Origin of the sequence: Streptomyces sp. NPDC096136, from assembly GCF_044763325.1 — a bacterium.
In the GTDB taxonomy this organism is placed as follows: Bacteria; Actinomycetota; Actinomycetes; order Streptomycetales; family Streptomycetaceae; genus Streptomyces.
This window is the reverse complement of record NZ_JBIWFZ010000018.1, coordinates 31098-44831: the sequence shown is the minus strand read 5'-3', so window position 1 is coordinate 44831 and position 13734 is coordinate 31098. Positions and strand designations below refer to the sequence as shown.

Below are 13734 nucleotides of genomic sequence, written 5' to 3'. Positions count from 1 at the left end.
AGGCGGTAAGGCGGCCCTAACTTCTTCCGGGGGCGCACGGACGCACGGACGCGGAACGGCCCGCGCCGGGGGCGCGGGCCGTTCGTCGGGGTGGTGCGGGGCGGGGCCGGAATCAGCCGGCGAAGCCCAGTTCGCGGGCGATGAGCATGCGCTGGACCTCGCTCGTGCCCTCGCCGATCTCCAGGATCTTGGAGTCCCGCCACATGCGGGCCACGGGGTACTCGTTCATGAACCCGTAGCCGCCGTGGATCTGCGTGGCGTCCCGCGCGTTGTCGACGGCGACCGTGGAGGAGTACAGCTTGGCGATCGCCGCCTCCTTCTTGAACGGCTCGCCCGCCACCAGCCGCGAGGCCGCGTCGCGCCAGCCGAGGCGGGCCATGTGCGCGCGCGTCTCCATGTCGGCCAGCTTGAACTGGATGGCCTGGTTGTCGCCGATCGGCTTGCCGAAGGCCTGCCGCTCCCCGGCGTACTTCACCGACTCGTCCACGCAGCCCTGCGCCAGGCCGGTGGCCAGCGCCGCGATGGCGATGCGGCCCTCGTCGAGGATCCGCAGGAACTGGGCGTAGCCGCGGCCTTCCTGGCCCACCAGGTTGGAGACCGGCACCCGGACCTCGTCGAAGGACAGCTCACGGGTGTCCGAGGAGTTCCAGCCGACCTTGGAGTACGGGGCCGCCACCGTGAAGCCCGGGGTGCCCGACGGGACGATGATCGAGGAGATCTCCGGACGGCCGTCCGCCTTGCGGCCGGTGACCGCGGTGACCGTGACCAGACCGGTGATGTCCGTACCGGAGTTGGTGATGAAGCACTTGGAGCCGTTGATCACCCACTCGTCGCCGTCGCGGACGGCGGTGGTGCGGGTGCCGCCCGCGTCGCTGCCGGCGCCGGGCTCGGTCAGGCCGAACGCGCCGAGCACCTCGCCGGAGCACAGCTTCGGCAGCCACTCCCGCTTCTGCTCCTCGGTGCCGAAGAGGTAGAGCGGCATGGCGCCCAGGGAGACGCCCGCCTCCAGGGTGATGGCGACCGAGGAGTCGACGCGGGCCAGCTCCTCCAGGGCGATGCCGAGCGCGAGGTAGTCGCCGCCCATGCCGCCGTACTCCTCCGGGAAGGGCAGGCCGAACAGGCCCATGCGGCCCATCTCGCGGACGATCTCGTACGGGAACTCGTGGCGCTCGTACAGGTCGCCGATCTTGGGCGCCACCACGTCGTGCGCGAACGCCTCGACGGTGCGGCGGAGTTCCTCGTGCTCGGGGGTGAGCCGGTGGTCGAGGGGCATGGCTTCGTTACTCCTTGTGGGAGAGGGCGCGGACGGTACGGGAGGGGCTGGGACGGCCCAGCCGTTCGGCCATCCACACGCTCGTGGCGGTGAGGGCGGCCAGGTCGACCCCGGTCTCGATGCCGAGGCCGTCGAGCATCCACACCAGGTCCTCGGTGGCCAGGTTGCCGGTGGCGCTCTTCGCGTACGGGCAGCCGCCGAGGCCGCCGGCGGAGGCGTCGACCGTGGTCACGCCGTGCTGGAGCGCGGCGAGGGTGTTGGAGAGGGCCTGGCCGTAGGTGTCGTGGAAGTGCACGCCGATCCGGTCGGTGCCCACGCCGGCCGCGTTCAGCTCGCCCAGCAGCGCCTGGACGTGGCCCGGGGTGGCGACGCCGATCGTGTCGCCGAGGCTCAGCTCGTCACAGCCCAGGTCCAGCAGGGCCTTGGCGGTGCGGACCACCTGGTGGACCGGGACCGCGCCCTCCCAGGGGTCGCCGAAGCACATCGACAGGTAGCCGCGCACGTGTGCCCCGGCGTCCTTGGCCCGGGCCACGACGGGCTCGAACATGGCGAGGGACTCGGCGACCGTACGGTTCAGGTTGCGCGCGGCGAAGGTCTCGGTGGCCGAGCCGAACACCGCGATGCGGGTGGCCCCGAGGGCCAGCGCGCGGTCGAGGCCGCGCTCGTTGGGCACCAGGACGGGGAGGTCCGCCGGGACGTCGGAGAGCAGGGGGAAGAGCTGCTCGGCGTCCGCCAGCTGCGGCACCCACTTGGGGTGGACGAAGCTGGTGGCCTCGATCGTGGTCAGGCCGGCGGCGGCCAGCCGGTGGACGAACTCGGCCTTCACCTCGGTGGGGACGGCCGTCTTCTCGTTCTGGAGGCCGTCGCGGGCGCCGACCTCGTGGATCCGCACCCGCGGCGGGAGCCCGGCGGGCGCCGGGACGGTCATGGGCAGCCCGTTCACGCGTCCGCCTCCGCGTCCTCGTCGGGGGTGATCACGGCCAGGACCTGGTCCATGGCCACCGTCGTACCGGGGGTGACGTCGAGTTCGGTGACGGTGCCGGCATGCGGGGCGGAGATGACGTGCTCCATCTTCATCGCCTCGACCACCAGCAGGCTCTGCCCGGCCGCCACCTTGTCGCCGACGGCCACCTTGACGACGGTGACGGTGCCGGGCATGGGGGCGGCGAGGGTGTCGGCCCCCGCCCTTCCGCTGCCGCCGAGGGCTGCGGTGACGGGGTCGTGGCGCTGGACGTGCCAGCTGTCGGCGTCCCGCCCGAGCCAGGTCCCCTCCGGGGAGGTGGCGTGGGCGAAGTGGTGGGTGACGCCGTCGAGTTCGACGCTGAGGCGGTCGGGGGTGAGGCCGAGGACGCGGCCGCGGGCCGTCGTCCCGGGGGCTCCGCCCCCGGACCCCCGCGCCTCGAACGCCGGCGAGGCCGGATCGGCCTCGTCGAGCAGGATCTCCTGCTCCGTGCCCCGCTGCCGGGTGCGGACGGTGACCGGGTCCCGGCCCGGGAGGCGGAAGTGGTGGACGGTCCAGGCGGGGGTGCCGCCGAGCCGCCAGCCGTCGGCGGCGGAGAACGGGTCCGCCCATGCGCCGGCACCGTCCAGCCCCGCCGGCGTTTGAGGCGCGGGGTCCGGGGCGGAGCCCCCGTTGCGGGAAGGGGCGGGGCGGGGGAGAGAGGCCTGGGCCAGGAGTGCCGCGGCGGCGTACACCTCGGCCGGGACTCCCTCCGGCAGGAGGGACGGCAGGTCCCGCTCCACCAGGCCCGTGTCCAGGTTCCCGGACACCACGTCCGGGTGCGCCAGCAGCCTCCGCAGGAAGCCCGCGTTGGTCTGGACGCCCAGGATCACCGTGTCCGCGAGGGCCCCCCGCAGCATCCGCAGGGCCGTCTCGCGGTCCGGGCCGTGGACGATGACCTTCGAGAGCATCGGGTCGTACGTGGACCCCGTGTCCACCCCGGCCACCAGCCCGGAGTCCGTCCGCACCGCACCGCCCGAGGGCTCGGACAGCGCCAGCACCGTCCCGCCGGAGGGCAGGAACCCGCGCGCCGGGTCCTCCGCGCAGACGCGGGCCTCGATCGCGTGCCCGGTCAGGGTGACGTCTTCCTGGCCGAAGGCCAGCGGAGCCCCCGAGGCCACCCGCAGCTGCTGCTCCACCAGGTCCAGGCCGGTGACCAGCTCGGTCACCGGGTGCTCCACCTGGAGACGGGTGTTCATCTCCATGAAGTAGTACGAGGACGGGTCCCCGCCCGGCACGATGAACTCCACCGTGCCCGCGCCGACGTACCCGCAGGCCCGCGCCGCCTCGACCGCCGCCGCGCCCATCGCGGCCCGGATCTCCGGCGTCAGCAGGACCGACGGGGCCTCCTCGATGACCTTCTGGTGGCGCCGCTGGAGCGAGCACTCGCGCTCGCCCAGGTGCACCACGTTGCCGTGCGCGTCGGCCATCACCTGGATCTCGATGTGCCGCGGCCGGTCCACCCAGCGCTCGACCAGCAGGGTGTCGTCGCCGAAGGAGGAGCGCGCCTCGCGCCGGGCCGCCGCGATCTCGTCCGCGAGCAGGGAGCCGTCCCGGACCAGCCGCATGCCCTTGCCGCCGCCGCCCGCGGAGGGCTTCAGCAGCACCGGCATGCCGATCTTCTCGGCGGCCTCCACCAGTTCGGCGTCGGACAGACCGCTGCCCGAGGACCCGGGCACGACCGGCACCCCGGCGGCCTTCACGGTCTCCTTGGCCCGGATCTTGTCGCCCATCAGGGAGATCGCCGAGGCGGGCGGCCCGATGAAGGCCAGTCCGGCCTCCGCGCAGGCCTGCGCGAAGGCGGCGTTCTCCGCGAGGAAGCCGTACCCGGGGTGGACCGCCTCGGCCCCCGTGCGCCGGGCGGCGTCGAGCAGCTTCTCGACCGACAGGTAGCTCTCGGCGGCGGCCGCCGGGCCGATCCGGACGGCCGTGTCGGCCTCCCGTACGTGCCGCGCGTCCGCGTCGGCGTCGCTGAAGACGGCCACCGAGCGGATCCCGAGCTCCCGCAGGGTGCGGATGACCCGTACGGCGATCTCGCCCCGGTTCGCCACCAGAACAGTGCTGAACATCTGTGAGGTCCTCACGTCACAAGTCACAAGTCACGGGTCACATGCGGAAGATGCCGTAGCCGCGCTCGCCGAGCGGGGCGTTCGCGCACGCGGTCAGGGCCAGTCCCAGCACCTGCCGGGTCTCCAGGGGGTCGATGACCCCGTCGTCCCACAGGCGCGCGGTGGCGTAGTAGGCGTTGCCCTGCTCCTCGTACTGCGCGCGGACCGGGGCCTTGAAGGCCTCCTCGTCCTCGGCGGGCCACTCCTGGCCCGCGCCCTCGATCTGGTCGCGCTTGACCGTGGCCAGGACGGAGGCGGCCTGCTCGCCGCCCATCACCGAGATCTTGGCGTTGGGCCACATCCACAGGAAGCGCGGCGAGTACGCCCGGCCGCACATCGAGTAGTTGCCCGCGCCGTACGAGCCGCCGACCACCACCGTCAGCTTCGGGACCCGGGCGCAGGCCACGGCCGTGACCATCTTCGCGCCGTGCTTGGCGATCCCGCCGGCCTCGTAGTCGCGGCCGACCATGAAACCGGAGATGTTCTGGAGGAAGAGGAGCGGGATGCCGCGCTGGTCGCACAGCTCGATGAAGTGGGCGCCCTTCTGGGCGGACTCGGAGAAGAGGATGCCGTTGTTGGCGATGATGCCGACCGGGTGGCCGTGGATCCGGGCGAAGCCGGTGACCAGGGTCTGTCCGAACTCCGCCTTGAACTCCTGGAAGCGGGAGCCGTCCACGACCCGGGCGATGATCTCGCGGGCGTCGTAGGGGGTGCGGGAGTCGACGGGGACCGCGCCGTAGAGGCCGTACGGGTCGACCTTGGGCTCCTCGGGCGCCTCGACCGACCAGGGCAGGGCCCCGCGCTCGGGCAGGGTCGCCACGATGTTCCGGACGATCCGCAGCGCGTGCGCGTCGTCCTCCGCGAGGTGGTCGGTCACGCCGGAGGTGCGCGAGTGCACCTCGCCGCCGCCGAGCTCCTCGGCCGTGACCACCTCACCGGTGGCGGCCTTCACCAGCGGCGGGCCGCCGAGGAAGATCGTGCCCTGGCCGCGGACGATGACGGCCTCGTCGCTCATCGCCGGGACGTAGGCCCCGCCCGCCGTGCAGGAGCCGAGGACGGCCGCGATCTGCGGGATGCCGGCGCCGGACATGCGGGCCTGGTTGTAGAAGATCCGCCCGAAGTGCTCCCGGTCGGGGAAGACATCGTCCTGCATGGGCAGGAAGGCGCCGCCGGAGTCGACCAGGTACAGGCAGGGGAGCCGGTTCTCCAGCGCCACCTCCTGCGCCCGCAGGTGCTTCTTCACCGTCATCGGGTAGTACGTGCCGCCCTTGACGGTCGCGTCGTTGGCGACGATCACGCACTCGCGGCCGCTGACCCGGCCGATGCCCGCGATCACGCCGGCCGCCGGCGCCGCGCCCCCGTACATCCCCTCGGCGGCCAGTGGGGCCAGCTCCAGGAAGGGGGACCCCGGGTCGAGGAGGGTGTCCACGCGGTCGCGGGGCAGGAGCTTGCCGCGCGCGGTGTGGCGGGCGCGGGCCTTCTCACCGCCGCCGAGGCGGGCCGCGTCCAGCCGGGCGCGCAGGCCCTCGGCGAGCTCGCGGTGGGCGGCCTCATTGGTCCGCCAGGCCTCGGACGCCGGGTCCGCGGCGCTCGTCAGCACTGGTGCCTGCTGCATCGGTCGAGCTCCCTTGCTCGGTACCTGCTGTGTTAATGACCGTTAACGCGTGTGGGTCACAGGTTAACGAGCGCTAACCGCCCTGTCTAGAATGGATTCCCATGAGCACCAGAGCTGCCACCCCGACCCGCCGCGAGCAGATCCTCCGAGAGGCCGCTCGTCTTTTCGCGGAGCGCGGCTTCCACGGCGTGGGCGTGGACGAGATAGGGGCCGCGGTCGGCATCAGCGGCCCGGGCCTCTACCGGCATTTCGCCGGCAAGGACGCGATGCTCGCCGAGCTGCTCGTCGGGATCAGCGAGCGCCTGCTGACGGGCGGGCGGCGCCGGGTCGAGGAGGCCGCGGGCGACCCGCGGGCCCTGCTCGCCTCCCTGGTCGAGGGGCACATCGACTTCGCGCTGGACGACCGGGCGCTGATCACCCTGCACGACCGGGAGCTCGACCGGCTCCGGGACGAGGACCGCAAGCTCGTGCGGCAGCTCCAGCGCCAGTACGTGGAGCTGTGGGTCGCCGCCGTGCGGGAGCTGCACCCGGAGGTCGGGGAGGCGCAGGTGCGCGTCGCCGTCCACGCGGTGTTCGGCCTGCTGAACTCCACCCCGCACCTGGGCGCGCTCGGCCGGGAGGCGACGGAGTCGCTGCTGCGCCGGCTCGCGCACGGGGCCTTCGGGGCGCTGTCGGGCTGACGCGGGGCGGGGGCGGGGGCGCGAGGGCGGCTCGGCGGAACGGGCGGGCGGCGGCAGAATGGACCGCATGCCGATGCCGAAAGAGCCCATACAGACCCCTGCCGCCCCCAGCCGAGCGGAACTCGTCGACCACCTGGTGAGCACCCGCATCGCCGGGCAGGTGGCCACCCCGCGCGAGAACAACCTCTCCCACTACCGCAAGCTCGCCAACGGCGACCGGCACTACTGGCTCGGTCTGGAGCTCGGCGACCGCTGGGCGGACGAGCAGGACGTCCTGGCCGTGATGGCGGAGCGCGTCGGCGTCGTCGACGACCCGGCGCACCGGACCGGGCAGGACACCATCGACCCGGAGCTGACGGTCGCGGGCCTCGACCGGATGGCGGCCCGCCTGCGCAAGGCCGCCCTCGACCGGCAGAGCGTGCTGTTCGCCACCGGGCACCCGGGCGGCCTCCTGGACGTCCACCGGGCCACGGCCGACGCGCTGCGCGCCGCGGGCTGCGAGATCGTCCGCATCCCCGCCGGGCTCGTCGCGGACGAGGGCTCCGTGTGGCAGTTCGCCGACGTGGCGGTCCTGGAGCGGGGTGCGACCCTGTGGCACACCCACTCGCCGAACCCGATGGCCGCCATCCTCGACGCCCTCGCCAACGACGGCCGCCCCCAGCCGGACCTGGTCGTCGCCGACCACGGCTGGGCGGGCTGCGCCGCGCAGCGGGGGCTGGACGCCGTGGGCTACGCCGACTGCAACGACCCCGCGCTGTTCCTCGGGGAGGCGGAGGGCACCCTCCAGGTGGCCGTCCCCCTGGACGACCACGTCCGCGACCCGCGCTTCTACGACCCGATGGTGGCGTACCTGCTGGCGGCGGCGGGCCTGCGGTAGCCCGGGCCTGCGGTAGCCCGTCCGGCTAGCCGAGCCAGGAGCCCGTCTCGGTCTGGACGGCGGAGCCGTCGAGGTCGGCGAGCTTCCTGCCCACGAAGGTGCGGGCCCAGTCGGAGGTCTGGATCCGGAACGGCATCTTCGCGGCGGTCAGGGCCTCGACGACCGGCGCGGCCGCCTGCTCCGGGGTCTGCGCTGTGTCGCTGCCGAAGGACTGCATCGCGTGGTCGATGTAGCCCTGGAGCTGCGGGGCGTAGGGGCCCGCCTGGGCGAGCAGCGCCGGGATGTCGAGGCCGACGTTGTTCACGAACTCGCTGGAGACGGCGCCCGGTTCGACGACGGAGACCTGGACCCCCGCGGCCGCGGCGACCGGGGCCAGGGACTCCATGAAGCCCTCGACGGCGAACTTGGCCGCGCAGTAGGACTCGTTGAACGGCTGGCCGACCACGCCGCCGACGCTCGTCACGGTGATCACCCGGCCGCCCGAGGCGCGCAGGTGGGGGAGCGCGGCCCGGGTGAGCTCGACGACGCCGAAGAAGTTGACCTCCATCACGGAGCGCACCTGCTCCATGCCGTGCTGCTCGACGGTCCCGACGAAGCCGGCGCCCGCGTTGTTCACGACGGCGTCGAGGTGGCCGTGCTCGGCGACCACCTCGGCCACACAGGTGGCCACGGAGTCGGCGTCGGTCACGTCCAGCCGCTTGACCTGGACGAGGTCGGCGACGCCGGCCTCGGCGGCGGCCTTGACGAGGGCGTCGGAGCGGGTGGTGTCGCGCATGGTGGCGACGGTGTGCCAGCCGGCCCGCGCGGCGGCGACCGCGGCGGCGAGGCCGATGCCGGAGGAGGTGCCGGTGATGAGGACGGTCTTGGCGGCGGTCTCGGTGCTCATGGAAAAGGCTCCCTAGGTTTGTGCGTGCACACACACATTAACGATGCGTGCGTGTGCACGCAACCCGGTACCCTGGCCCCATGGCGCACGCGAACCTCAACCTGGACGGCCTCACCCCCCGCGACCACGCTTTCTACGGGCTGGTCTGGGCCGGAACCACCCTCACCGCCCGGGTCGACCAGGCGCTCACTCGCCACCACGACCTGCCGTTGTCCTGGTTCGAGGTGATGCTGTGGCTGAGCGTGCAGCAGGAGCCGGTCGCCCCCTCCGAGCTGGGCGCCAGGACCCTGCTCAGCCGCAGCCAGGTCTCCCGCGTCGCCGACTCGCTCCGGGCCCGCGGGCTCGTCGAGCGGATACCCTCCCCGACCGACGCCCGCTCGGTCGGCATCGCCCTCACCGGGGCGGGCCGCCGCCTCTTCGCGGAGGCCGACGCCACCCGCCGCGCGGCCCTCGCCGAGGTCTTCGACGACCTGCTGGACGACGGCGACATCGCCGCGCTGGAGGCGGTCTGGGCCAAGCTCAAGGGCCGCTCCGAGGGCGAGGGCGAGGGCTAGGGAGCGGACCGGAGCGGACCGGGGAACGCCGAAGGCCCCCCGGACGGGATCCGGGGGGCCTTCGGGCGGGACGGCGGCTCAGGCGCGCGGGACGCGGACCACGCCCTCCTGGATGACGGTGACGGCCAGCCGGCCGTCCTGGGTCCAGATGCGGGCCTGGCCCAGGCCCCGCCCGCCGTGCGACGTCGGCGAGTCCTGGTCGTACAGGAGCCACTCGTCCGCCCGCAGCGGCCGGTGGAACCACATCGCGTGGTCCAGTGAGGCCCCGACCACGTCGCCCACCGCCCAGCCGCCGCGCCCGTGGGCGAGGAGCACCGAGTCCAGCAGGGTCATGTCCGAGACGTACGTGGCCAGGCACGTGTGCAGCAGCGGGTCGGCGCTGTCCAGCTTCCCGGCCGTGCGGAACCACACCTGCGAGCGCGGCTCCACCGGCTCGCCGATCGACCCCCACGGCGGCGTCGTCGCATACCGCAGGTCCACCGCGCCGCGCGCCTCCAGCAGCCGCTCCACCGTGCCCGGGTCCCGGAACAGGTCCCGGTAGGCGGGCAGGGCCTCGGCGGCCGTCGGCAGGGTCTCCGGGTCGGGGGCGTCGGGCATCGGCATCTGGTGGTCCAGCCCCTCCTCGTACACCTGGAAGGAGGCCGACAGGTGGAAGATCGGCTGCCCGTGCTGCACGGCGACGACCCGCCGTGTGGTGAAGGAGCGCCCGTCGCGGATCCGGTCGACCGTGTAGACGATGGGCGCGCCCGGGTCACCCGTGCGCAGGAAGTACGAGTGCAGCGAGTGCGCCGTGCGGTCCCCGGGCACGGTGCGGCCGGCCGCGACCAGCGCCTGGGCCGCGACCTGTCCGCCGAAGACGCGCGGGATCAGCGAGGGGCGGCTGGTCCCGCGGAAGATGTTCTCCTCGATCTGCTCCAGGTCGAGGAGATCGAGGAGACCGCTGAGCGACTCGTTCAACGGGACTTACAGACCCATCGACTTGGCGATGATCGACTTCATGATCTCGCTGGTGCCGCCGTAGATGCGGTTGACGCGGTTGTCCGCGTACAGGCGGGCGATCGGGTACTCGTTCATGTAGCCGTAGCCGCCGTGCAGCTGGAGGCAGCGGTCGATGACGCGGTGCGCGACCTCGGTGCAGAAGAGCTTCGCGGAGGCGGCCTCGGCCGGCGTCAGCTCGCCCGCGTCCAGGGCCTCCAGCGCGCGGTCGGCGACGGCCTGGGCGGCGTCCACCTCGGCCTGGCAGGCGGCGAGCTCGAACTTGGTGTTCTGGAAGTGCGCGACCGGCTTGCCGAAGACCGTGCGGTCCGTGACGTACTGCTGGGCGAACCGGACGGCCGCGGCGGCCTGGGCGTAGGCGCCGAAGGCGATGCCCCAGCGCTCGGACGCCAGGTTGTGGCCCAGGTAGTAGAAGCCCTTGCCCTCCTCGCCGAGCAGGTCCTCGACCGGGACCTTGACGTCGACGAAGGCCAGCTCGGCGGTGTCGGAGGTCTTCAGGCCCAGCTTGTCGAGCTTGCGGCCGATCGAGTAGCCCTCGGACTTGGTGTCCACGGCGAACAGGGAGATGCCGAAGCGGCGGTCGTCCTCGCTCGGGGCGGAGGTGCGGGCGCAGACGATCACGCGGTCGGCGTGCACGCCGCCGGTGATGAAGGTCTTGGAGCCGTTGAGGACGTAGTGCGTGCCGTCCTCGGAGAGCTTGGCGGTGGTCTTCATGCCCGCGACGTCGGAGCCGGTGCCCGGCTCGGTCATCGCGAGGGCCCACATCTCCTCACCGGAGACGAACTTCGGCAGGAAGCGCTTCTTCTGCTCGTCGGTGGCGAGCATCTTGATGTAGGGCAGGGCGAGCAGCACGTGCACGCCGGAGCCGCCGAAGTTCACGCCCGCGCGGGAGGTCTCCTCGTACAGGACGGCCTCGAACTTGTGGGTGTCCAGGCCCGCGCCGCCGAACTCCTCGGGGACGTTGATGCCGAAGACGCCCAGCTCGCCGAGCTTGTAGTAGAAGTCGCGCGGCGCCTGGCCGGCCTGGAACCACTCGTCGTAGACCGGGACGACCTCGGCCTCGATGAAGGCGCGGAGGGTCTCGCGGAACGCCTCGTGGTCCTCGTTGAACACCGTACGGCGCACGGCCGGCTCCCTTCGTCGCGGCGGTCCGCCGCTTATGTCTAAGCGCTTGCTCATAGCTAAGTTACCGGCGGGTTGTCGATCCTGTCCAGACTCGGCCGCCCGGTGCTGAATCCTTTCGGTCGACCCGTGCCTCTTATCCCCGTACCGCGACGGACGCGCGTACGGAACGGGACCTGGAGGTCGCCATGATCGTCGGTATCGCCATCGCCGCGGGTGCGGTGCTGCTCTGCACCTGCGTGTTCGTCCTGAAGCGGGGGCGCGGCGCGCGTGGCTGAGCCGTCCTGGCCCGGAGAACGGCTGGTCACCGCCGCCCAGGGCGGTGACCTCGACTCCCTCACCGCGCTGGTCTCGGGCGCGCACCCGAACGTACGGCGCTTCGCCCGCTCCCTGTGCGCGACCCCGGAGGACGCCGAGGACGCGGCGCAGGAGGCCCTGATCATCCTCTACCGCAAGATCGGGATGCTGCGGGCCTCCGGCGCCCTGGCCTCGTGGATGTTCCGCATCGTCCGCAACGAATGCCTGCGGCGCGCCCGCGCCGTCGTCCGCGACCGGGACCACCCCCCGGCCCCCCGCGCCGCCGCGGACTCGGCCGAGGACGAGGCGCTGCGCCACCTGGAGGCGGGCAGGGTCGCGGCGGCGGTCGCGGCCCTCCCGCCCGACCAGCGGAGGGTGCTGGTCATGCGGGACGTCCAGGGCCTCAGCGGCTCCACGGTCGCCGACGCGCTGGGCCTCAGCACGGCGGCGATGAAGTCCCGCCTGCACCGGGCGCGCGCGACGGTCCGCGCCGCCCTCCTCGCCCCGCCCGACCCGGCTCCCGGAAGGAACGACCGATGAAGCCCGCGAAGACCGACCCCCGCCGCGACTTCGCGAGCGCCTCCCTGCCGCGGCACCTGGCGCGCGGCGCACTGGGATTCGGCTCGCTGGTCCTGGCCGTCGTACTCCTCCCGTACGCCTGGCCGGTCGGCCTGGCCCTCCTGCCCGTCGGCCTGATCGCCCTGCGCGGCTGCCCGATGTGCTGGACGCTCGGCCTGGTGCAGACCGTCTCCAGGGGCCGTCTCCAGCGCTCCTGCGAGGACGGGCGGTGCACCCTGACGCCGTCCGCGTGAGCGTCGCTCCGCGCCCGGCCCGCCGCTCCCCGAGGGGACGGGCGGCCCTGCCGCCTCGTCACCGGCGGCGTCGCGGACGGCCGTCAGCCGCGGTGCGCGGAGGGCCCCTCACGGCCGCCGGACTCCCCGGCCGCGCCGGCGGCATGCCGCGACCGCGGCGCCACCGCGGCCCGGCCGCGCCGTCCGGCCGCGCCGTCCGGGCCGCTGCACGGCCGAGTCGCCGCGGGACGTGCGACGGACGGCCGTCAGCCGGGGTGCGCGGAGGGCCGGTCCGGTGCCGGACCGAGCCACCGCAGGGCGAACCACAGCTCCATCCGGGTGTCCGCGTCGTCCAGGTCGGCGTCGTCCAGCAGGGCCGCGCAACGGGCGATCCGCTGGCGGACCGTGTTCCGGTGGACCCCCAGCGCCGCCGCCGTACGGTCCCAGCTGCCGTGGTGGGACAGCCAGGCGCGCAGGGTCTCCCGGAGCGCGGGGGAGAGGGGCAGGAGCAGCGCCTCGGCGTGGGCGCGGGCCTCCGCCTCGCCGACCAGGCCCGTGACACCGGGGTCCGCGTGCCGGGCCAGCGGGGTGCGGGAGGCCTCGGCGCGGGTCAGGGCGCGGCGGGCCTGGGCGTCGGCCGTGCGCAGCTCCGCCGGGGCGGCCGGGGCGCTGACCCCGAGCCGCCACCCCGGCTGCGGGCCGGGCTCGCGGTCGCTGAGGAGGCGTACGCCGTCCCCGCGCGGGTCCAGCAGTACGGTGCCCAGCGCCGCCGCGAGGGCCCGCGGGTCCCCGCCGCCCCGGGCGTGGACGGCGTACCAGGGGCCCGGGGTGAGGGCGGCGGCCGGGTCGCCGTCGAGCAGGAGACGGGTCAGCGCGGCCGCCTCCGCGCCGGCCGGGCCGCTCGCCGTGAGCAGGGTCAGCAGCACGGCGCCGACCGAGGCGATCGTGTGGTCGCCCGGGGCCCGGCCGGAGGTGGCCAGGGCCAGCACTCGGCCGCCGCCCACCGCGTAGGCGGCCAGATGGGTGCCGCCGAGGCTGTCGGTGGCGGTCGCGGCGCTCCCCGGGGCGACCCGCCGGGCCAGCGCCGCCAGCGCCGCCCGCACCTCCTCGCCGGGCTCCACCCCGGCCGCCGCCCTGACCGGGCGGAACCCGGGAGCCGACGCGCCCCCGGCACCCCCACCCGAGCGGACCGGGAGGGGACCCGCCCCAACCCCCGAGCCCGCCCCGCCGGTCACACCCCGGCCGACGGCCGTGCCCGCCCCGGCGGTCGTGCCCGCGGCCCCCGCGGCCGTGCGCGTACCGGCGGCCGTGCCTGCCCCCGCGGCCATGCCCGCCCCGGCCCCCGCGCCGGCCCCTGAACCAGTACCGCCGGGCGCGCCTCGGCCCGTGGCCGTGCCCGCCCCGGCTCCCGAGCCTGCCCCCGAGCCCGCCCCGCCGGGCACACCCCGGCCGACGGCCGTGCCCGCCCCGGCGGTCGTGCCCGCGGCCCCCGCGGCCGTGCGCGTACCGGCGGCCGTGCCTGCCCCCGCGGCCAT

The 13734-nt window shown here is 74.3% G+C and carries 13 protein-coding genes; 5 read left to right on the top strand and 8 right to left on the bottom strand.

From position 1 onward, the window contains the following. Positions 1-112 precede the first annotated feature (112 nt). From ACIRBY_RS29185 to ACIRBY_RS29170, 4 genes are read right to left on the bottom strand one after another with little or no spacing between them, the layout of a single operon-like run. Positions 113-1273 (bottom strand): acyl-CoA dehydrogenase family protein, encoded by a 1161-nt coding sequence (locus ACIRBY_RS29185; protein ID WP_403906005.1) that lies wholly within the window; start codon positions 1271-1273, stop codon positions 113-115. A gap of 7 nt (positions 1274-1280) precedes the next feature. After that, a complete protein-coding gene (locus ACIRBY_RS29180) occupies positions 1281-2201 on the bottom strand; it encodes a hydroxymethylglutaryl-CoA lyase (RefSeq protein WP_403906269.1) in 921 nt (306 codons plus the stop codon). A gap of 11 nt (positions 2202-2212) precedes the next feature. Continuing rightward, positions 2213-4342, bottom strand: a complete 2130-nt coding sequence (locus ACIRBY_RS29175; protein WP_403906002.1) for a biotin carboxylase N-terminal domain-containing protein — start codon at positions 4340-4342, stop codon at positions 2213-2215. A gap of 37 nt (positions 4343-4379) precedes the next feature. Then, positions 4380-5996 carry a carboxyl transferase domain-containing protein gene (locus tag ACIRBY_RS29170; protein ID WP_403905999.1) on the bottom strand — a complete coding sequence of 539 codons (1617 nt, stop codon included), beginning with the start codon at positions 5994-5996 and terminating at the stop codon, positions 4380-4382. Positions 5997-6097: 101 nt separating this feature from the next. Here ACIRBY_RS29170 and ACIRBY_RS29165 point away from each other — a divergent pair, with 101 nt between their 5' ends. Both ACIRBY_RS29165 and ACIRBY_RS29160 read left to right on the top strand, forming a co-directional pair. After that, positions 6098-6676: a TetR/AcrR family transcriptional regulator gene (locus ACIRBY_RS29165; protein WP_403905997.1), complete on the top strand. Its 579-nt coding sequence runs from the start codon at positions 6098-6100 to the stop codon at positions 6674-6676. A gap of 58 nt (positions 6677-6734) precedes the next feature. Further along, complete coding sequence (locus ACIRBY_RS29160) at positions 6735-7553, top strand: phosphatase (protein ID WP_403905994.1); 819 nt, start codon at positions 6735-6737, stop codon at positions 7551-7553. Between the two features lie 25 nt (positions 7554-7578). Here the strand turns inward: ACIRBY_RS29160 and ACIRBY_RS29155 are convergent, their stop codons facing one another. Continuing rightward, positions 7579-8439 (bottom strand): SDR family oxidoreductase, encoded by an 861-nt coding sequence (locus tag ACIRBY_RS29155; protein WP_403905992.1) that lies wholly within the window; start codon positions 8437-8439, stop codon positions 7579-7581. Between the two features lie 80 nt (positions 8440-8519). Here ACIRBY_RS29155 and ACIRBY_RS29150 point away from each other — a divergent pair, with 80 nt between their 5' ends. Beyond that, positions 8520-8993: a MarR family winged helix-turn-helix transcriptional regulator gene (locus ACIRBY_RS29150; protein WP_403905990.1), complete on the top strand. Its 474-nt coding sequence runs from the start codon at positions 8520-8522 to the stop codon at positions 8991-8993. A gap of 78 nt (positions 8994-9071) precedes the next feature. Here the strand turns inward: ACIRBY_RS29150 and ACIRBY_RS29145 are convergent, their stop codons facing one another. Next, the gene (locus ACIRBY_RS29145; protein WP_403905988.1) at positions 9072-9950 is read right to left on the bottom strand and encodes an acyl-CoA thioesterase; all 879 of its coding nucleotides are present in this window, start codon (positions 9948-9950) and stop codon (positions 9072-9074) included. 6 nt (positions 9951-9956) lie between these two features. Beyond that, positions 9957-11114 carry an acyl-CoA dehydrogenase family protein gene (locus tag ACIRBY_RS29140; protein WP_079427101.1) on the bottom strand — a complete coding sequence of 386 codons (1158 nt, stop codon included), beginning with the start codon at positions 11112-11114 and terminating at the stop codon, positions 9957-9959. Positions 11115-11381: 267 nt separating this feature from the next. On the opposite strand from ACIRBY_RS29140, the gene ACIRBY_RS29135 reads away from it, so the two are divergent. Further along, a complete protein-coding gene (locus ACIRBY_RS29135; protein WP_403905985.1) occupies positions 11382-11948 on the top strand; it encodes an RNA polymerase sigma factor in 567 nt (188 codons plus the stop codon). Continuing rightward, positions 11945-12220 carry a hypothetical protein gene (locus ACIRBY_RS29130; RefSeq protein ID WP_403905982.1) on the top strand — a complete coding sequence of 92 codons (276 nt, stop codon included), beginning with the start codon at positions 11945-11947 and terminating at the stop codon, positions 12218-12220. Before ACIRBY_RS29135 ends, ACIRBY_RS29130 begins: the two co-directional genes overlap by 4 nt. Positions 12221-12465: 245 nt before the next feature. On the opposite strand, the gene ACIRBY_RS29125 is transcribed toward ACIRBY_RS29130, so the two are convergent. Then, complete coding sequence (locus tag ACIRBY_RS29125) at positions 12466-13320, bottom strand: helix-turn-helix domain-containing protein (protein ID WP_403905980.1); 855 nt, start codon at positions 13318-13320, stop codon at positions 12466-12468. Positions 13321-13734 lie beyond the last annotated feature (414 nt).

What these genes read in the sequence shown, in the direction of transcription:
- ACIRBY_RS29180 (WP_403906269.1), bottom strand. Translation starts at nt 2,201, where the DNA reads ATGACCGTCCCGGCGCCCGCCGGGCTCCCGCCGCGGGTGCGGATCCAC.
- ACIRBY_RS29175 (WP_403906002.1), bottom strand. Translation starts at nt 4,342, where the DNA reads ATGTTCAGCACTGTTCTGGTGGCGAACCGGGGCGAGATCGCCGTACGG.
- ACIRBY_RS29150 (WP_403905990.1), top strand. Translation starts at nt 8,520, where the DNA reads ATGGCGCACGCGAACCTCAACCTGGACGGCCTCACCCCCCGCGACCAC.
- ACIRBY_RS29185 (WP_403906005.1), bottom strand. Translation starts at nt 1,273, where the DNA reads ATGCCCCTCGACCACCGGCTCACCCCCGAGCACGAGGAACTCCGCCGC.
- ACIRBY_RS29160 (WP_403905994.1), top strand. Translation starts at nt 6,735, where the DNA reads ATGGACCGCATGCCGATGCCGAAAGAGCCCATACAGACCCCTGCCGCC.
- ACIRBY_RS29130 (WP_403905982.1), top strand. Translation starts at nt 11,945, where the DNA reads ATGAAGCCCGCGAAGACCGACCCCCGCCGCGACTTCGCGAGCGCCTCC.
- ACIRBY_RS29170 (WP_403905999.1), bottom strand. Translation starts at nt 5,996, where the DNA reads ATGCAGCAGGCACCAGTGCTGACGAGCGCCGCGGACCCGGCGTCCGAG.
- ACIRBY_RS29165 (WP_403905997.1), top strand. Translation starts at nt 6,098, where the DNA reads ATGAGCACCAGAGCTGCCACCCCGACCCGCCGCGAGCAGATCCTCCGA.
- ACIRBY_RS29155 (WP_403905992.1), bottom strand. Translation starts at nt 8,439, where the DNA reads ATGAGCACCGAGACCGCCGCCAAGACCGTCCTCATCACCGGCACCTCC.